The 19,002-nt window shown below is 63.0% G+C and carries 15 protein-coding genes and 1 pseudogene; 9 read left to right on the top strand and 7 right to left on the bottom strand.

Annotation, left to right across the window (positions count from 1 at the left end; genetic code table 11):
* Positions 1-130: 130 nt before the first annotated feature.
* From F757_RS33560 to F757_RS33550, 4 genes and pseudogenes are all read right to left on the bottom strand, one after another.
* Positions 131-475: a hypothetical protein gene (locus F757_RS33560; RefSeq protein ID WP_156923618.1), complete on the bottom strand. Its 345-nt coding sequence runs from the start codon at positions 473-475 to the stop codon at positions 131-133.
* Positions 462-959 (bottom strand): DUF4123 domain-containing protein, encoded by a 498-nt coding sequence (locus F757_RS0114845; RefSeq protein ID WP_027212084.1) that lies wholly within the window; start codon positions 957-959, stop codon positions 462-464. Before F757_RS0114845 ends, F757_RS33560 begins: the two co-directional genes overlap by 14 nt.
* Positions 959-3,294 (bottom strand): annotated as a pseudogene (locus F757_RS33555) (type VI secretion system Vgr family protein). The gene F757_RS0114845 and the pseudogene F757_RS33555 overlap by 1 nt, the downstream one beginning before the upstream one ends.
* Positions 3,295-3,608: 314 nt before the next feature.
* Positions 3,609-3,995 carry a hypothetical protein gene (locus F757_RS33550; RefSeq protein ID WP_051376768.1) on the bottom strand — a complete coding sequence of 129 codons (387 nt, stop codon included), beginning with the start codon at positions 3,993-3,995 and terminating at the stop codon, positions 3,609-3,611.
* A 137-nt stretch (positions 3,996-4,132) separates the two neighbouring features.
* On the opposite strand from F757_RS33550, the gene F757_RS0114830 reads away from it, so the two are divergent.
* From F757_RS0114830 to F757_RS0114810, 5 genes are all read left to right on the top strand, one after another.
* A complete protein-coding gene (locus tag F757_RS0114830; protein ID WP_027212083.1) occupies positions 4,133-5,644 on the top strand; it encodes a sugar ABC transporter ATP-binding protein in 1,512 nt (503 codons plus the stop codon).
* Positions 5,645-5,660: 16 nt separating this feature from the next.
* A complete protein-coding gene (locus F757_RS0114825; protein WP_027212082.1) occupies positions 5,661-6,686 on the top strand; it encodes an ABC transporter permease in 1,026 nt (341 codons plus the stop codon).
* Positions 6,687-6,782: 96 nt separating this feature from the next.
* The gene (locus tag F757_RS0114820; protein ID WP_027212081.1) at positions 6,783-7,724 is read left to right on the top strand and encodes an ABC transporter substrate-binding protein; all 942 of its coding nucleotides are present in this window, start codon (positions 6,783-6,785) and stop codon (positions 7,722-7,724) included.
* Positions 7,725-7,757: 33 nt separating this feature from the next.
* On the top strand, positions 7,758-9,065 hold the full coding sequence (locus F757_RS0114815) for an L-fuconate dehydratase (RefSeq protein WP_027212080.1): 1,308 nt from the start codon (positions 7,758-7,760) through the stop codon (positions 9,063-9,065).
* A 99-nt stretch (positions 9,066-9,164) separates the two neighbouring features.
* On the top strand, positions 9,165-9,668 hold the full coding sequence (locus F757_RS0114810; RefSeq protein ID WP_027212079.1) for a YgjP-like metallopeptidase domain-containing protein: 504 nt from the start codon (positions 9,165-9,167) through the stop codon (positions 9,666-9,668).
* 94 nt (positions 9,669-9,762) lie between these two features.
* Here F757_RS0114810 and F757_RS0114805 read toward each other — a convergent pair whose 3' ends face one another.
* Positions 9,763-12,114 carry an FdhF/YdeP family oxidoreductase gene (locus F757_RS0114805; protein WP_027212078.1) on the bottom strand — a complete coding sequence of 784 codons (2,352 nt, stop codon included), beginning with the start codon at positions 12,112-12,114 and terminating at the stop codon, positions 9,763-9,765.
* Positions 12,115-12,284: 170 nt separating this feature from the next.
* On the opposite strand from F757_RS0114805, the gene F757_RS0114800 reads away from it, so the two are divergent.
* Both F757_RS0114800 and F757_RS0114795 read left to right on the top strand, forming a co-directional pair.
* Positions 12,285-13,727, top strand: coding sequence for an aminotransferase-like domain-containing protein (locus F757_RS0114800; protein ID WP_027212077.1), 1,443 nt, complete (start codon positions 12,285-12,287; stop codon positions 13,725-13,727).
* Positions 13,728-13,786: 59 nt separating this feature from the next.
* Positions 13,787-14,131, top strand: coding sequence for a transcriptional regulator (locus F757_RS0114795; RefSeq protein ID WP_027212076.1), 345 nt, complete (start codon positions 13,787-13,789; stop codon positions 14,129-14,131).
* A gap of 97 nt (positions 14,132-14,228) precedes the next feature.
* Here F757_RS0114795 and F757_RS0114790 read toward each other — a convergent pair whose 3' ends face one another.
* The gene (locus tag F757_RS0114790) at positions 14,229-14,837 is read right to left on the bottom strand and encodes a lysozyme inhibitor LprI family protein (RefSeq protein WP_027212075.1); all 609 of its coding nucleotides are present in this window, start codon (positions 14,835-14,837) and stop codon (positions 14,229-14,231) included.
* On the bottom strand, positions 14,834-15,022 hold the full coding sequence (locus F757_RS0114785; RefSeq protein WP_027212074.1) for a hypothetical protein: 189 nt from the start codon (positions 15,020-15,022) through the stop codon (positions 14,834-14,836). Before F757_RS0114785 ends, F757_RS0114790 begins: the two co-directional genes overlap by 4 nt.
* Before the next feature lie 73 nt (positions 15,023-15,095).
* On the opposite strand from F757_RS0114785, the gene F757_RS0114780 reads away from it, so the two are divergent.
* The gene (locus F757_RS0114780) at positions 15,096-17,399 is read left to right on the top strand and encodes a putative bifunctional diguanylate cyclase/phosphodiesterase (protein ID WP_027212073.1); all 2,304 of its coding nucleotides are present in this window, start codon (positions 15,096-15,098) and stop codon (positions 17,397-17,399) included.
* 135 nt (positions 17,400-17,534) lie between these two features.
* Positions 17,535-18,935 carry an FAD-containing oxidoreductase gene (locus F757_RS0114775; protein ID WP_027212072.1) on the top strand — a complete coding sequence of 467 codons (1,401 nt, stop codon included), beginning with the start codon at positions 17,535-17,537 and terminating at the stop codon, positions 18,933-18,935.
* The last annotated feature ends 67 nt before the right edge of the window (positions 18,936-19,002 follow it).

Genomic DNA, 19,002 nt, shown 5'->3' with positions numbered 1-19,002 from the left:
CCAGCGCCTGCACCCGCGCCGCCCATTGGACCCGTAGTTGGTGCAGGCAATGGCAACGGGAGCGGCATGGGGGCGGTCTGTGCCAGGGCGTTCAAGGCTGCGCCTAGCGTAGCCGGGAATGGGATACCCATTAATTTTGCTCCTTCATTTCCTGTTGTTTTTTGCGCGTCCCTTGCAACAGCATTTCAAATCGCTGTTCAGCCGGCACGTCTGGTTTGTTCAGCCATGCGGCCACCGCTGGCATTTTGTAGAAACCCGGATCGCCCGCTTCCATGTAGAGGAAATCGACTATCGGGCCATCATGTGTAAAGCCGAGCTCCTTCGTGCGCGCGAACGCCGCGTTAAGCCGTTCGCGCAAGGTCGGATCATCGGCCAGTGCGGGGTAATCGCGCCCGATATGCCCGCGTATAAAGTCCACATAGTTTCGGTCTTCGTAGACTTTCAGCAGCTTCCATTGTTCGTCAGTCAGTTGCATGGTCGTTGATGGTGAACCGTTGTCCTTCGTTGAGGTATTGCCATTCGTATGCGGTCCTGAAAAGCTCGCGCTTGTCCTTGCACACTGCGTCCAGCGCATGCAACACCCTGGGGTCCCAGAAACGCAGCAGCGCAGAACGCCCTGTTGACAGTCGGGTATTCAGGTGTGGGCGGAACCTTTCGGCCTGCCTGGCGAGACTGTGTGAAGTAATCAGCCAGATCACGCCCGGGCGGGCCTGTTCCAGTTCGCCAAGGTCTGCAACGCAGCCACGAGCCGACTTCGGGTCAACCAGCCACGGCCCCGCGTGCGCAAGCGCAATGTCTTTCGTGCCCGCAAACAGCGAAACCACCGTGTCATCTTCGGGGGTGAGTTGCTGCCCGGTGTGCTGCTGATACTGGAGTCCATCCACCAGCGCCAGGACGTGGCCGCTATAGTGGCGCTTGCGGTATTCGCGGAGTTGCGTGGCAACAGAGGCGGGAATCATCAACGCTCCAGGGTCATCGCGCCTTGCCCGGCGGCGTGGATCATGCACTCAAGGCAGATAGTGGGCTGAGGCAGCACGGACCACGGCGTAACGCCGTACATGGCGGCCTTGCCTTGTTTCTGCACGGTATAATGGTCCTGAGGAACAGATCGCCCGGAGCGCCGAGCGTAATACTGCCGTCCTTGATCTGCACGAACGCGCCGCTGCATTCGAGGATGATTTCTTTTGCCGCCGAAATCTTCACCTTACCGTTGACGCTTGCGACGTTCACGTCCTTGTCCGCAACGAGGGACATGGGGCCGCCCGGGGCCTGGACTTCAACTGGACCTTTCGCCGCAAAAATCTTGCTGCCGAACTTCTGTGCGAACAGCGATATGCTTTCGCCCGCGGCGACGGTGAAGCGCTTTAGTACGCTCCAGTCGGCATTTTTCCCGGCCACGGTCGAGATGCTCTCCTGCGCCGCGAACTGGATGCCCTGGCCCGCGACGATCCCCGCCGAAGCGGGCGTACTCATTAATAGCCCCGGCTTTTTCAGGCCGTCGAGATCGTCCTTCATCTGCTGCTGCGCGTCGGTGTCGACGGGTTCGGCTTTCGCGCTTTGTGCGGACGCGGCGAGTGCCTTCGCGGTCGCCAGCGCGCTCTCGAGCTGCGCGATGGTTTCCTGCATGTCGAGCTGTTTGCCGCTCGCGCCTGGACGGTCGTAGGCGGTGAGCATCATGCCCTTGCCCGCGCGGTTCACGCCGTAACCGGACGTGCGCGCCTCGAAACCTTCGCCCCGGTACTCCAGCTTGCTGTCCACCAGGTAGCCGAGATTCAGTTGCGACTTGCCCGAATGCTCGGTACTCAGCTTGATGCCTTCCTGGCCCGCCCAGTCCTCCATGCGAAGCTTGTTGTTCGCCTGTGTTCGGATCATGTTGCGCGACAGCCAGCGCCGGTCGTTCGTCACCAGGTCGCGCGCCTGGCTGTGGTGATGGAAGGCGCTGATCTCGGGCTTGTCCGGATCACCGTCCCGACAGGTAATCACGGCCTCAGCACCGTCCAGCGCGGGAAAGTGCATGCCCGTTTGCAGCTTGCCCGCGAAGGGTTTGGCCAGGCGCAGCGGCACGCTCTCGCCGCCGTTAGGCCACGTCTGAAAGTCCGCGTCGAATCGAACCGGGTAGTGCCCGTCCTTCGTGATGTACGCGTAGGTATAGGAGTCCGGGCTGGTGACACGCGCCGACAGGGTGCCGGTCACCTTGGCCCAGTTTTCCGGTTCAAGCCTGAGACGGAAGCGCCGGTCGGCGGGAATCGCCTTGTAGCTGTTCGTATAGGATGAATCGCGCGCGCCGCTGTGCGTAACCTCGACAATCAACTGGCCTTTCGGCGCATCGGGCAGGACCATATCTGTTTCCAGCACGTACCCCGGCTGCAAGGCCAGGACATTGCTTTCTCCTTCGTAGACAACCTGCCAGGCAATCGCTGCTTCATGGCGCAGTTGCGCTTCCCACTGCGCGCCTGCCTGGTCAAGGTGGTGCGTGCCGTAGACATACGGTCGACCGTAGGTCGTGGAATCGCCGGGGGCAACGTTCGCCGTGTCCCGAAAACGCTCCCAGGCCTGCGCCGGGTTGTAGTCCGCGACAATGAACGACTGCGGCACCGTGACGGCATGGGTTCTGATCGTCGTCACCGCCTCGATACCGCCCGCTTCCAGGCCCGCTGTTTCGCGATATGGCACGATCCGTTGCGGGTTGTCGTAAAGGTAGTGGTCCAGGTCATCACCAAAAACCACCTGGTCGCCATATTCCGTCTCGACGATGTAGCAGTAGATGCCCGCCTTTTCCATCAGCATATGGACATAGGCCAGATCGGTCATGCCGTGTTGCATGCGAAACCGGTGCTTCGGGTACTGGCGGCGCAACTGGAAACTGAATTGATGCTCACGCATTCCGTGACCGCGCATAATTTCCGCGAGAATGTCCGGCGTTGAAGCGTGCTGGAATATCCTGTGTCGCGTGACCGCTGCCAGCCGTCCGATATGCGACTTCAGCACGATCTCGTACTTTGTGAAGTCCTTCGTGGTCTGCGCCGTTGAAAAACGTTCGATGTACCCGGAAAACTTCTTCGCGGCCCCGCCGTCGGCCACGATGGAAAAGCAGGCGTCGAGATTCAGATAGTCGGTGCGTGCAAGCTGCTTTGGGTGAGTTAGCTCGATGCGCACTTCGGTGGGGGCACCCATTTTTTCCGTTGCCGCGAACGAGACGACCGAAAGCGCCGCTGCACTGTCGGTGCCGGGTATATCGAGGTGATACGCCTGCCGTCCGGTGAACAGGCTTGTGACCAGATCGTGTTCCGCCATGCATGTGTCCCCTTGAATGTCCGGTTTGGCATGCTGTTTCGCCCATACATCGACGGCAATCAGACGCGTCCGAAAGTCCAGGGCGGGATGACTGAAAATGGCGGGCTGCCTTGATGTCGTGCAAAGCAGGGCGCGACTGATCGCGCGCGTAAAAAGCCCGCTTCGGGCGGGCGTAAAAAAGCTGTCGATGCACTGGAGTGGTAAACGTGTCGATTACGCGCTGTCGTCCGTCAGCGCCGCGCGCGCATCGCAGGTCCGTCCTTAAACAGACCAAAGACTCAGACTGTCCCGGTAGCGACAGACCGGCGAATTCCTCAGCCACCTCGTGGATTCTTTATCCCGGCCAGCGCTTCGAGCGGGCGCGCGGCATTGCGCCTGTGCCTTGAGCGCCAGCGAAGATGCGCGTGGAACTGGTTCAGGTATTCGCTGAATGCCGCCTTGCGGGCCGGGTGGCTAAAGACCATGCCCAGCGTGTTTGCCTGTGTGAATAGCATAGACTCAACGTGCGACAAGTCACTGTTGTGGACCGCCTCGGATTGCACGCGCAGCAGTCTGGTGCTCAGGTAGAGGGCCTCGCCAAACCTCGGCCCTAATCCCACACTCTGCACAACTCCTACCTTTTTCACCCGTAACCACTCCAGACACTCGGGAATGCCTGCACTTGAGCCGTTGCCGCCGGGCGTCGTAGAATCGTCGCACATCGGTTTGGGGGTCCAGCAATGTGCCTGGCTTCTCGTTGCGATTACAGTCGAACCACCCCGCGCCCTGCGGCGCTTTCGCGTCCCTCCGTGAGGGCTGAGACGAGCGTTTGCCGTGCAATCGCCATTGGCTTTGCGCCATGACCCCGCTGATTTCCGTCAACAAGCTCAGCAAGAGCTTTCCCGGCGTGCGGGCGCTTCACAACGTCCAATTCGAACTGATGTCGGGGGAAGTCCACGCGCTAATGGGCGAGAACGGCGCCGGCAAATCCACGTTGATGAAAATCCTTGCCGGCGTGTACTCGCGCGATTCGGGCGACATCCTGCTGAACGGCGAGCCGGTCCACTTTGCGAGCCCGCGTGACGCGCAAGCGGTGGGCGTCGGCATCATTCATCAGGAACTCCAACTGATGAATCACCTCACCGTCGCGCAAAACATCTTCATCGGCCGGGAGCCGCGCGGGCGGCTCGGTGTCTTTCTCGACGAAGACAGGCTGAACGCACAGGCACGCGACATCCTCTCGCGCATGCATGTAAAGCTCGATCCGCGTGCGATGGTCGGCGATCTCACGGTCGCCAGTCAGCAGATGGTCGAGATCGCCAAGGCGCTATCGTTCGACTCGCGCGTGCTCATCATGGACGAGCCAACCTCTGCGCTGAACGACGCGGAAATTGCCGAGCTATTCCGCATCATTCGCGAACTGAAGGCGCGCGGCGTGGGCATCGTCTACATCTCGCACAAGATGGACGAGTTAAAGCAGATCGCCGACCGCGTCACCGTGCTGCGCGACGGCGAGTACGTGGCCACCGTCGACGCCGCGAACACCACCGTTCAGGCGATCATCGGCATGATGGTCGGCCGCACGTTAAGCGATGCGGCGCCCGCGGCCCACGCCGCGGCGCAAGGCGAGACGGCGCTCGAAGTGAGAAACCTGAACGCCGGCCCGCTAGTGCGGGACGTGAGCTTCGCGGTGCGCCAGGGCGAGATTCTCGGCTTTGCCGGTTTGATGGGCGCGGGGCGCACCGAGGTCGCGCGCGCGGTGTTCGGCGCAGATCCCGTCGAGTCCGGCGAGATCTTCGTGAAGGGCGCGAAGGCGTCGATCAGGCATCCGCGCGATGCGGTGGCGCACGGTATCGGCTATCTCTCGGAGGACCGTAAGCGCTTCGGCCTTGCAACCGGCATGGACGTGGAATCGAACATCGTCATGTCGAACCTGCGGCACTTCCTGTCGTGCAGTTTTTTTCTGCGCCGCGCGCGCATGCGCCGGCGCGCGAACCATTTCATCAATCTGCTCGCCATCCGCACGCCGTCTGCGGCGCAGGAAGTGCGGCTGCTCTCGGGTGGCAACCAGCAGAAAATCGTCATCGCGAAGTGGCTGGAGCGCAACTGCGACGTGCTGTTCTTCGACGAACCCACACGCGGTATCGACGTCGGCGCCAAGAGCGAAATCTACAAGCTGCTGCGCGCGCTCGCGGACGAGGGCAAGGCAATTGTGATGATCTCGTCGGAGCTGCCCGAAATTCTGCGCATGAGCAACCGTATCGTCGTGATGTGCGAGGGCCGCATTACCGGCGAACTCGACGCGGCCGAGGCGACGCAGGAGCGCATCATGCATCTGGCCACGCAGCGCCCAACCCTGAAAGCGGCGTGAGCCTTAAGAGGACGCTATGACATTGCCATCCGATTCTCCTGCATTGACCGGCGAGCGGCGCCTGAGCGGCCTGAAGGCCCGCATTTTCTCGCCGTCGGCTTTGCAGAAGCTGCTGGCGTTCGCGAGCCTGATTCTGCTGCTGGTGTTCTTCAGCTTCGCGTCGCCGGCTTTCATGCAGATGGACAACATCCTCGGCATTCTGCAGGCGACAGCGGTCAACGGCGTGCTGGCGATTGCGTCCACCTTCGTCATCATCACGGGCGGCATCGACCTCTCGGTCGGCACCTTGATGACCTTCACCGCAGTCATTTGCGGCGTGTTCCTCACATACTGGCATCTGCCAATGTGGCTCGGCGTGCTGGCCGCCATTGCCACTGGCGCGATCTGCGGGACGATCTCCGGCACACTCACGGCGAAAATGAAAATCCCGCCGTTCATCGCGACGCTCGGCATGATGCTGCTGCTCAAAGGGCTTTCGCTCGTGGTGTCGGCGGACAAGCCGATCTATTTCACCGACACCGAAAACTTCTACATGATCTCGCAGGACTCGCTGATCGGTTATCTATTGCCGAGCCTGCCGATTCCGAACGCCGTGCTGATCCTGTTTGTTCTCGCGATAGCCAGCTCGATCACGCTCAATCGCACGGCGCTTGGCCGCTACACCTTCGCGCTCGGCAGCAACGAAGAAGCGGTGCGTCTTTCCGGCGTCAACGTCGACCGCTGGAAAATCGCCATTTATGGCCTTGGCGGCGCGATTTGCGGCGTCGCGGGTTTGCTGATCGCCTCGCGGCTGAACTCGGCGCAGCCGGCGCTCGGCCAGGGCTACGAGCTCGAAGCGATTGCTGCGGTGGTGATCGGCGGCACGTCGCTTTCGGGTGGCTCGGGCACGATACTCGGCACGATCATCGGCGCGTTCATCATGAGCGTGCTGACCAATGGCTTGCGCATCATGTCGGTCGCTCAGGAATGGCAGATCGTGGTGACGGGGCTCATCATCATTCTCGCTGTTTATACCGACATTCTGCGGCGCAGGAAGCGCTGAGCCGCAACGGACAATCAATAATCGACAAGGGGAGGCGCCGCGAGGCTTCCCCGGCGGCTGAAGAAGAAGGGTCCACACCTCAGGAGGAGATAGTCCATGTTGAATCGCAAAGTATTCGGCGTCGTGGTCGGCTTGAGTGCGCTTGTCGGCGCGAGCAGTCTCGCGCATGCCGAAGACGTTTATATTCCGCTCGTCTCAAAGGGCTTTCAGCATCAGTTCTGGCAGGCGGTCAAAGCGGGCGCGGAGCAGGGCGCCAAGGAGCACAAGGTCAGGATCACCTTCGAGGGCCCGGAGACCGAGGCGATGGTCGACAAGCAGATCGACATGCTATCGGCGGCGCTCGCGAAAAAGCCGCAAGCCATTGGCATTGCAGCGCTCGACAGCAAGGCGGCCATTCCGCTGTTGCGAAGGGCGCAGGCCGCGAAAATTCCGGTGATCGCGTTCGACTCCGGCGTGGACAGCGACATTCCGCTCACCACCTGCGCGACCGACAATCTGGCCGCCGCCGCGCTCGCCGCGGACAAGATGGCGCAAGCCATCGGCAATGCCGGCGAGGTCGGCGTGATCGTGCACGACCAGACGAGCCGCACGGGCATCGACAGGCGCGACGGTTTCCTCAATGAGATGAAAAGCAAACATCCGAACGTGAAGATCGTCTCCGTGCAATACGGCGGCGGCGACCACCTGAAGTCCGCCGAAATAGCCAAGGCGATGATTCAGGCGAACCCGAATCTCAAAGGTATCTTCGGTGCCAACGAAGGTTCGGCGGAAGGCGCGGCAATCGGCGTGAAGGAGTCGGGCAAGAAAGTCGTACTGATCGGCTACGACTCGGGCAAGGAGCAGAAGGACGACATCAATTCCGGGCTGATGGCGGGCGCGATCACGCAGAACCCGATCGGCATCGGCAAATGTGTCGTGGATTCCGCGGTCAAGGCGCTCAAGGGGGAAAAGCTGCCGAAGAAGGTCGACACCGGCTTTTACTGGTACGACAAGAGCAACATGAACGATCCGAAGATCGCCGCGGTGCTCTACGATTGATCGTCGCCTTTAAATAGCCGTCCTGGAGCAGACATGACCACGATCACCAGACTGTCGGTGCGGGACATCCGCTTTCCGACTTCGCGTTCGCTCGACGGCTCCGATGCGATGAACGCCGCGCCCGATTATTCGGCCACCTACGTAACGCTCGAAACGGACGCGCCGGCAGCAGCGGCTCCACTGGCAGGCCACGGCCTCACCTTCACAATCGGGCGCGGCAACGAGATCTGCGTGAAGGCGGTGGAGGCGCTCGCGCCGCTCGTCGTCGGTAAGACGCTCGCGGAGATTGCCGCGGACATGGGTGCGTTCTGGCGCGCGCTGACTTCGGACAGCCAGTTGCGCTGGATCGGTCCGGACAAGGGTGCGATTCATCTGGCCACGGCGGCGGTCGTCAACGCGGTCTGGGATCTATGGGCGAAAGCGCAAGGCAAGCCCGTGTGGAAGCTGCTCGTCGACATGAGTCCCGAAGAGCTGGTGCGCTGCCTCGACTTCCGCTATGTGACCGACGTGATTACACCGCAAGAAGCGATTGCGCTGCTGCATCGTCATGCCAGCACGAAAGCCGCGCGCGAGAGCGAAATGCTTGCGCACGGCTATCCGGCTTACACGACCTCGGCGGGCTGGCTCGGTTACGACGACGACAAGATCCGTCGTCTCGCGCGCGAAGGCGTCGCGCAGGGCTGGACGCATTTCAAGCAGAAGGTGGGCGGCAATCTTGCGGAAGACATGCGCCGCGCGCGCATCCTGCGCGAGGAAATCGGCGAGCATCGCAAGCTGATGATGGACGCCAACCAGGTGTGGGACGTGGACGAAGCCATCGCGAATATGCGGCATCTCGCGCAATTCGACCCGTGGTGGATCGAGGAGCCCACCAGCCCCGACGACATTCTGGGTCACGCCGCGATCCGCGAGCGGCTGGCACCGATCGGCGTGGCGACCGGCGAGCACTGCCACAACCGGGTGATGTTCAAGCAGTTGCTGCAGGCGCGCGCCATCGACTTCTGCCAGGTGGACAGTTGCCGCCTGGGCGGTCTGAACGAAGTGATCGTCGTGCTGCTGATGGCGGCGAAGTTCGGCGTGCCGGTGTGTCCGCATGCAGGCGGCGTCGGTTTATGCGAGTACGTCCAGCATATTTCGCTGTTCGACTATATCTGCGTGTCGGCGTCGTTGGAGAACCGCGTGCTCGAATACGTGGACCATCTGCATGAGCATTTCGTCGATCCTGTCGTGATTCGCAACGGCCGTTATATGCCGCCGCAACGTCCCGGCTATAGCATCGAAATGCACGCGGCGTCGCTCGATCAGCATGACTTTCCAGGCGGACCGGTCTGGCGTGTGTAACGCATCCTCGCAGGACAGCGGTGTAAACTGCGCGTTTAGCGCCTCGCGTTCCAGAGCAGACGCAAAGCGGACGCAAAGCGTTAACGGCTGCCCGCCACCATGCACCACCTGAAATACCTGAGCGGCTATCCGCCCGCGCTGCTCGAGAAGGTCAAGAAACTGATCGCCGACGACAAGCTCGCCGCGTACCTCGCCGCACGCTATCCGGGCATGCACGACGTGCAGACCGACCGCGCGCTCTACACCTATTGCGCCGAATTGAAGCGCGAGCATTTGCGCAGCGCCGGGCAGATCGACAAGGTCGTCTACGACAGCAAGCTCGATGTGATGCGCCATGCGCTGGGCCTGCACACCAGCATCTCACGCGTGCAGGGCGGCAAGCTCAAGGCGAAGAAGGAAATCCGCATCGCCTCGCTATTCAAGGCGGCTGCGCCGGAGTTTCTGAAGATGATCGTGGTGCACGAACTCGCACATCTGAAGGAAAGCGAGCACAACAAGGCGTTTTACCGCCTCTGCGAGTTCATGCAGCCGGGCTACCATCAGATCGAATTCGACCTGCGGCTTTATCTGACGCAGCGCGATCTCGCAAAGGGGCCTGCTTGATCGCTCAGGTGGCGCGCTCAGGTGGCGCGCTCATGTTGCGCAATCACGTAGCGCACTCGCGTGCGTAATCAAGCAGCGCACTCACGTAGCGAAATCACGCAGCGGCCGCCTCCAGCGCCGACGCCCTCAACAGCACGGGTATCGACTTTGAAGTCGGCGTGCCCGCGCCGTCCGCGACCGAAGAGAGCGGCACGAGCGGATTCGTCTCCGGATAATAAGCGCCGACACAGCCACGCGGAATGTCGTATTCGACCAGCAGAAAGCCGTCCGCGTGACGCTCGACGCCGTCGTCCCACACGCTCGTGATATCCACGCGCTGGCCGGCCGCGAAACCGAGCATCGCAATGTCTTCCCTGTTGGCGAACAGCACGCGGCGCTGACCATACACGCCGCGATAGCGGTCGTCGAGGCCATAGATCGTGGTGTTGTACTGATCGTGCGAGCGCGTCGTCATCAAGGTCATCAGGCGTTCGCCGTGCTGCTGGCGCGCGCGATGCATCGGCGTGTCGAGCGCAATGGGATGCACGAGGAACTGCGCCTTGCCGCTCGGCGTTTTCCAGATCCGCTCGCGCGACGCGACGCCAAGATGAAAGCCGCCGGGGCGCTTCAGGCGCTCGTTGTAATCGTGAAAGCCGTCAATCACTTTGGCTATGCCGTCGCGAATCAGCGCATAGTCGGCGGCGTGCGCGAGCCAGTCCACCTTGTCGCTGCCAAGGGTCGCATGCGCCATGCGCGCGACGATCGCAATCTCCGAAAGCAGGTTTTCCGAGGCCGGCTTGTTCATGCCGTATGAGATGTGCACCATGCTCATCGAATCCTCGACGCTCACGCCTTGCGCGACGCCGTTCTGCAAGTCGATTTCGGTGCGCCCGAGTGTTGGCAGGATCAGCGCGTCGCGGCCGTGCACGAGATGGCTGCGGTTCAGCTTGGTCGTGATGTGCACGGTGAGATCGCACGAACGCATTGCTTCCCATGTGCGCGGCGTGTCGGGCGTCGCAATCGAGAAGTTGCCGCCAAGGCCGATGAACACTTTTACCTTGCCGTCGAGCATCGCCTGGATGGTGTTGACGACGTCAAGGCCATGCTCGCGTGGCGGCTCGAAGTGGTAGACGTCGCCGAGCCGGTCGAGAAACGCCTGAGTGGGTTTCTCCTCGATGCCGACCGTGCGGTCGCCCTGCACGTTCGAATGCCCGCGCACCGGGCACAGGCCCGCACCGCGCCGGCCGATATTGCCGCGCATCATCATCAGGTTCGACAGCAGTTGCACTGTCGGCACCGAATTCTTGTGCTGCGTGAGGCCCATGCCCCACGTTGAAATCACCGCGCGACCTTTCGCATAGATGTCGGCGAGTTTCAGCACGTCTTCATACGGTACGCCCGATTCAGCGACGATGGTGTCCCAGCTTTCGGCGCGCAGATCGTCTGCGAAGGCCTCGAAGCCGACCGTGTGTTCGGCGATGAACGCGACATCCAGCACGCGTTCGAGGCCGGAGGCCAGCGCTTCGTCGTCGAGCTCGATCACGCGCTTGGCCACGCCCTTGATGAGCGCGAAGTCGCCGCCCACTTTCGGACGAATGAACACGGAGCTGATCTTCGTGCTGCCCAGCGTGAGCATCTCCACCGGATGCTGAGGGCTTGCAAACCGCTCGAGACCGCGTTCTTTGAGCGGGTTGATCGACACGATCGTCGCGCCGCGCTTCGCGCACTCGCGCAACTCGCCGAGCATGCGCGGATGGTTGGTCGCCGGATTCTGGCCGAAGATGAGCAGGGTGTCGGCGTGTTCGAAGTCGTCGAGCGTGACGGTGCCCTTGCCGATGCCCACGGTATGCGGCAAGCCGCGGCTCGTCGCTTCATGGCACATGTTCGAGCAATCGGGGAAATTGTTGGTGCCGTACATGCGCACGAACAACTGGTAGAGAAACGCAGCTTCGTTGCTCGCGCGGCCCGACGTGTAGAACGCGGCCTGGTTCGGATCGGGCAGGCGCTTCAGGTGGCTTGCAATCAGGTCGAACGCTTCGTCCCAGCCGATCGGCACGTAGCGGTCGCTGAGGGCGTCATAGACCAGCGGGTCGGTCAGGCGGCCGTGCTGTTCCAGCTCGAAGTCGGACTGGCTCATCAGGTCGGTCACCGTGTGCCCGGCGAAAAAGGCGGGCGTCACGCGCTTGCTGGTCGCCTCGGCTGCCACCGCCTTCACGCCGTTCTCGCAGAACTCGAAGGTGGATGCATGCTCGCGGTCCGGCCACGCGCAGCCCGGGCAGTCGAAGCCGTCCGGCTGATTCTGTTTGAGCAGCGTGCGGTAATTGCCGCCCGTCACCTTTTCCTTGATCAGGTTGATGGCGACGTACTTGAGCGCGCCCCAGCCCGCCGCCGGGTGCGTGTATGGCTCGATACGGGCGCCGCTGCTCGGGTCGGCGTGGGGTTTGCTGCGAGTGTCGGTGTTCTTCATGTGGGTGCCGCGCGTCGTCTGTCATGGCTTCTGGCCGATGTGACCAGACTACTGTGTTCCAATCGCAGTGCAGCATACAGAAAAACAAAAAGGGAAGGTGTACAGTTCAGGTGCCTTGCGTTTTGTCATAGGCAGGTGCGCGAAACGTTCCCTTTTCTTGAGCCCGGTCCTTGAAACTCTACGAAAAGCTCGCTGAAGAGATTACCGAAGCCGTGCGCCGCGGCGTGTTTGCGGCGGGCGAGCGTATTCCGTCGGTGCGCCAGGCGAGTCAGCAGCATGGCGTCAGTATCAAGACCGTGCTGCATGCTTACGCGCTGCTGGAAAGCCGCGGCATCGTCGAAACGCGCCCGCAGTCCGGCTATTTCGTGCGCGAGGCGGCGGTGAACGCGTTCAGACCCGAGACGCGGCGCGTGGACGGCAAAGCGCGGCCACCGGCAGCGCCCGCCGTGCCCGTCGCCGCCGAAGTCGACGTGAGCCGTCTCGTGCTCTCGACGCTGCGCAGCATCCGCGCGCACGACGCCGTGCCGTTCGGCTCGCCGTACCCGGACCCGTCGCTTTTTCCGTGGCGGCGCATCAATCAGTATGCGAACGCCATTGCGCGCCGTCAGGCGAGCTGGAACCTGATCGACGATCTGCCGCCCGGCAACCCGGAACTGATCCGGCAGATTGCGCGCCGCTACGCCGAAAACGGCATGCCTGTCGATCCGGGCGAGCTGGTCATCACGCTCGGTGCGACCGAGGCTATCAATCTCAGTCTGCAGGCGGTCGCGAAACCGGGCGACACAGTGGCCGTCGAATCGCCGACTTACTACGCGATGCTGCATGCCATCGAGCGGCTCGGCATGCGGGCGATCGAGGTGGCGACTCATCCCGTCGACGGCATCGACATCGACGCACTGGCGCAGGTGATCGCGAAGCAGAAGATCGCCGCCTGCATGGTGATGCCGAATTTCCAGAATCCGCTCGGCTTCAGAATGCCCGACGCGCGAAAGCAGCAACTCGTCGAACTGCTCGCCGCGCAGCAGATTCCCGTGATTGAAAACGACGTCTATCAGGAACTGTATTTCGGCGAGACGCGGCCCTCCACCTTGAAAAGCTTCGACACGCAGGGGCTCGTGCTGCATTGCGCGTCGTTTTCGAAGAGCCTGACCGCGTCGTACCGCATCGGCTGGGCGCTGCCCGGGCGTTATCGCGCGCAGGTCGAGAAGCTCAAGTTTCTGAATACACTCACGACGCCTTCAGTGCCGCAGGTCGCCGTTGCCGATTATCTGCGTCAGGACGGCTACGACCGGCATCTGCGGCACGTGCGCAAGGTTTATCGCCAGCAGGCGAGCATCATGAGCGCGATGGTGCGGCGGTTTTTTCCGGCCGGCACGCGCATCTCGTCGCCGCAAGGCGGCTATGTGCTGTGGGTGGAGTTGCCGCAGAGTGTCGATTCGATGAAGCTGTATCAGGCGGCGCTCGCGCGCAGCATAACCGTCGGGCCGGGCATGATGTTTTCGACGCGCAATCACTTCCGCCATTTCATCCGGCTGAACTATAGCTATCCGTGGACGGCGCAAAGCGAAGCGGCGCTAAAGACACTCGGCGAGCTGGTTACGCAGATGGCATGAAGCAGCGCGGCAAGCTGTGTGGAGACCCGCGTCCGGCATATATAGATAGGAGACAAGAAATGGATGACGACGAAATCGACCCGGTGCTGCTCGCCATGCTCGGGCAACTATGGCGCGCGCAAAGCGATCGGCCCGCACGGGCGACGCCCGGCGGCACGTGGTCGCTGGCGAAGCTGTCCAAGCAGGCCAACGTGCCGATGAGCGTGTTGCGCCGGCAGTTGACGGTGCTCGTCGACGGCGGCCTCGTGCAAACGACGTTCGACGAAGCGGGCGCCGGCACCGCGCGCCTCACCGACACAGGACGCGAGGTATGTGCTGAGCTGTTCGGCGCCGGCGGGCCCGAAGAGGACGGCGAGCCTGGCGCGCAGGCGCCCGGCGAAGACCTGCCGCCGCGGCTTCATTGATCGACCGAAGCTGCAGACAAGGCTGCAAACGAGGCTGCAAACGAGGCTGCGAACGAAGCCACTAACGACCCCACAAACGAAGCCGCTCGATCCGCGCTCACGAACGTTCCAACGTCGCGACGCCGCAGAACCAGTCGTCGCCATGCGCCCGGTACTTCCACGGACTGCCGTTCTGACGGATCACGTTCGGGCACTGCTCGCCGATCACAAGACCTGGATGCGAGGCCGTGCATTCAAGCATCGCGGTGTCGGCGGTAGAAGGTGTGGACATCGGCGGCTTGTCCGGCCGCTCGGGTTGCCCGCGCTTTGCGGCAGCGCTGGCGTGCGGCGGCGTTGCGGTGTTGGAGGCAGAGGCAGAGGCGGTCTCGCTCGCCGCCGAGCCTCGTTGCATGCGCGCGAGCACTTGCTGCAACTCGTCGATACGCGTCGCATACCATGTGCCGAGACACGCGGCGTCACGGCAATTGGCCTCGCGCCATGCCCACTTGCTGTCGCTGTCTGTGATGAAGGCGCGCCGGTCGCTCACTCTGCGCCGCGCTTTCCAGTAGAGTTGCCCCAGCGTGTCGTCGAGGCGCGACAGTGCCGGGTCGTTGCAGATCATCTTTTCGGTGAGCGAGCGGCCTTTGCTGCAATCGAAGCTCGCAGCTTGAGCGGAAGAATGCGCGATCAGCAGCGCGGCGAGCATGACGGGGCGGACAATTTTCATGGATTGACGATGCGAGGTTGCTCATGCAGCGGATGATCGTTCAATCCCGCGTCGTGCAGACGCCGGAACAGGCAGCAGTCCGCGAAGGTGATTACCAGATGTTGCGTTTCATTGCGTTGGGTGGCGCGGTCCACGCCGCGCGAGTGCGGGGCACGGCAGGCCCACGCGCTGTGCGCGAAAAACATTTGTGCATTCGGCGGGTATACCCTGGTGCGCTGCTTACATAATCTTGCCGATGTTGGGTTGGGGGGCGCATATATGAACCACGAAGCGACATCACGTAGGGAGGTGGGTGCGACGTCCGAGGACTGCCGTGTCCGGCCGGATCTGGCCGAAGAGGTGCTGGCGTCGGAGCGCAGCGTATTGAGGCTCATCACGTGCAATACGCCGCTGCCGGAAGTGCTGGACGAAGTGTGTCGCCGCGCGGAAGCGCTGCTGGGCGAGGGCGCGTCGTGCTCGATCCTGCTGCTCGACGAGGACGGCGTGCATGTGCGCGTCGGCGGCGCGCCGTCGCTACCGAGGCGCTATAGCGCAGCGATCGACGGCGTGCGGATTGGTCCGTGCGCGGGCTCATGCGGCACCGCAATGTTCGAACGGCGTCTCGTCGTGGTCGAGGACATCGAGACCGATCCGCTGTGGGCGGACTATCGCGCGCTGGCCTTGCCGTACGGCTTGCGCGCGTGCTGGTCGGTGCCGTTCGAAAACGACACGGGCGCCGTGCTGGGCGCGTTCGCCGTCTATCATCGCGAGCCGCGCCGGCCTACCGCGCAGGAAGAGACGATGCTGCGCGACATCGGCCGCAGCGTCGGGCTCGCCGTGCATCAGAACGCGATGGCGCAACGTCTTGCGCATAGCGAGGAGCATCATCGGCTCGTCGTCGATCATCTGATCGAAGGCATCGTCGTGCAGTCGCGCGCGGGTGTCGTGCTGGCCTGCAATCCGAGCGCGCAGCGCATGCTGCGCACCGGGCCGCAAATCGTCGGACGCAGCATTCGCACGGTGATGGTGCGCAGCTTTCACGAGAACGGCTCGCCGGTGGCGGAGGAGGAGCGGCCCACGAACCAGGTGCTCGCAACCGGCAAGCCGATGCTGGACGTTACGCTCGCCCTCGAGCTCGTGAACGGAGAAGTGATCTGGGTCACTGAAAACGTGGTGCCGATCCTCAAGCCTGGGCAGAGCAAGCCCGACTCAGTGCTGATCTCTTTCACCGATATCGGGCCGGTGCGCGAAGCGCAGCGCCAGCTCAAATTCCTGGCTACCCGCGATTCGCTGACCGGCCTCTACAACCGCGCTTACCTGACCGAGCGGATGCACAGCCTGTTCGCGCCGGGCGGCCCGAACGGCAGCGGCGAAGTGGTGAGCGTCGCGGTGCTGTTCGTCGATCTGGACGGTTTCAAGAAGGTCAACGACACCGCCGGTCACGAAGCCGGCGACGCATTGCTCAGAAGCGTCGCCGAGCGGCTCGCCGGTTGCGTGCGCCACGACGACACGCTCGCGCGGGTGGGCGGCGACGAGTTCGTGATCGTGGTGAGTGCGTGCGATTGCAACGATCAACTGGTCGCGCTCGCCCGCCGTATCCTCGACGCGATTGCGGTGCCGTTCGCGGTGGCGGAGAACGAGTACTACCTGGGTGCTTCGATCGGCATCAGCCGCTATCCCGAAGACGGGCAGGACGCGCCCACGCTGATGCGCAATGCCGATTCGGCCATGTATCACGCGAAGCAGCGCGGCCGCAACAACTTCCAGTTCTTCACCGCCGAGCTCAATCAGCAGTTGCAGCGCCGCTTCGTGATCGAGCAGTCGCTGCGCCGCGCGCTCGCGGCCAACGAGCTAAGCCTCGTGTATCAGCCGATCGTCGACAGTCACGGCGGCCGGACCATCGGCGCGGAGGCGCTGCTGCGCTGGTACAACAGCGAGCTGGGCAACGTCTCGCCGGCCGAGTTCATTCCGGTTGCAGAAGACGCGGGCCTGATCGCCGAAATCGGCGAATGGGTGCTCGCGCATGCGTGCGAGCAGGCGGCGCAGTGGCGGCGCACGCTCGCACCCGACCTGATCGTCGCGGTGAATCTGTCGCCGCGCCAGTTCAACGACGGCCTCGTCGAGCGGATCAGGCGCTGTCTCGACCAGTCAGGGCTGGAGCCTGCGGCGCTCGAACTCGAAATCACGGAGCGGCTTCTGATGAGCGACAGCGACGCCGTGCTGCCCATGCTTCAGGCACTGAGCGCGACCGGCGTGCGCATTTCCGTGGACGACTTCGGCACCGGCTATTCGTCGCTGTCGTATCTGAAGCGCTTCCCGTTGCACAACCTGAAGATCGACCGGTCGTTTGTCGCCGGTTTGCCGGATCATCGCGACTCCATTGCGATCACCCAGGCCGTGGTGGCGATGGCGCATTCGCTCGGCATGAACGTCACCGCGGAAGGCGTGGAAACACCCGAGCAGGCGGCGTTTCTGCGCTCCATAGATTGCGACAAGCAGCAGGGCTATCTGTACAGCCGGCCGGTGGGCGCGAGCGCCTATGCGCGCGCACTGGCAAACGCGTGTGCGCCTGCGGCGAGCTGAGCCTTGCAGGACCTTGCACGTGTGACGATGCCGGCTGTCGCGCACGGACCACCTCGATTGGCAGCCTGGCGCAGGCCTGGCGGCGACTGGGCGTAAGATGCAACGACCAGCATACGAGCCGCGAGGAGAGTCGCCATGGCACAGCACTTCGACGCAGTCGTGATAGGCACCGGGCAGGGCGGCGCGCCGCTCGCCGTTCGGCTTGGCCAGAGCGGCCGCCGCACCGCGGTCATAGAACGCGCGGCCTTTGGCGGGACTTGCGTGAACGTCGGCTGCACGCCCACCAAGGCCTATGTGGCGAGCGCGCGTGCGGCATACGTGGCGCGCCACGCTGCGCGACTCGGCGTTCTGGTGAGCGGCTCGGTCAACGTCGATCTGGCGGCGGTGAAGGCGCGCAAGGACAAGATCATCGGGCAGTCGCGCGACGGCGTCGAACAATGGCTGCGCGGCACGGAAAACGTCACTGTGTTCAACGGCCACGCGCGTTTCACGGGGCCGCACACGCTTGCCATCAGCGCACCGGACGGCACGCTGCTGCATGAGCTGAGCGCCGACGAAATCTTCCTGAACACCGGCACGCGCGCAGTGGTGCCGCCGCTTCACGGTATCGAGCGAGTCCGCTATTACACCAACTCGAGTCTGCTTGAACTGAATGAGCTGCCCGACCGGCTCGTGATTGTCGGCGGCAGTTATATCGCGCTCGAATTCGCGCAGGTGTTTCGCCGTTTCGGCAGTGAGGTGACGGTGCTGGTGCGTGGCGACCGGGTGCTCACACGCGAGGATCCCGATCTCGCCGAGTCGGTGCAGACGGTGCTCGCACGCGAAGGGGTGGAGTTCCGCTTCGGCGTGCAGCCTTCGCGGGTGGAGCCGCATCCGCATCGCGAGCATGATGTGTGCATCGGCTTCGAGCAGAACGTACCGGCGCTCGAGGCGTCGCATCTGCTGTTCGCGACCGGGCGTGAGCCGAACACCGATGATTTGGGCCTTGCCGCAGCCGGCATCGAGACCGACCGGCACGGCACGATCCCTGTGGACGGCCAGTTGCGCACTAACGTGCCGGGCGTGTGGGCGATCGGCGACATCAACGGGCGCGGCGCATTCACGCATACCTCTTACGACGATTACCAGATCGTCGCGGCCAATCTGCTCGAGGGCGGCGCGCGCACGGTCGACACGCGCATCATGGCGTACGCGGTATTCGTCGATCCACCGCTTGCGCGCGTCGGCCTCTCCGAAGAAGACGTGCGCAAGAGCGGCCGCGAAGCACTGATTGCGACGATGCCGATGTCGCGCGTGGGCCGCGCGCGCGAACGCGGCGAGACCGACGGCTTCATGAAGGTGCTCGCCGATGCGCGCAGCAAGCAGATTCTCGGCGCAGCGATCCACGGCATAGAAGGCGACGAGGCGATCCACACGTTCATCGACATCATGACGGCAGGCGCACCCTATCCGACTTTGCAGTACGCGATGCACATTCATCCGACCATCAGCGAATTGATTCCTACCTTGCTGGATGGTTTGCATCCCCTGAAGTAGCGTGACCTGCGAGGCGCTGATCGACAAGGCGTCGTGGCATCGCCGATAATCCGCGATGCGGTGCAAT

Origin of the sequence: Burkholderia sp. WSM2232, from assembly GCF_000472545.1 — a bacterium.
In the GTDB taxonomy this organism is placed as follows: Bacteria; Pseudomonadota; Gammaproteobacteria; order Burkholderiales; family Burkholderiaceae; genus Paraburkholderia.
Note: the sequence above shows the minus strand (reverse complement) of the source record. Positions and strands in the feature narration are given on the sequence as shown.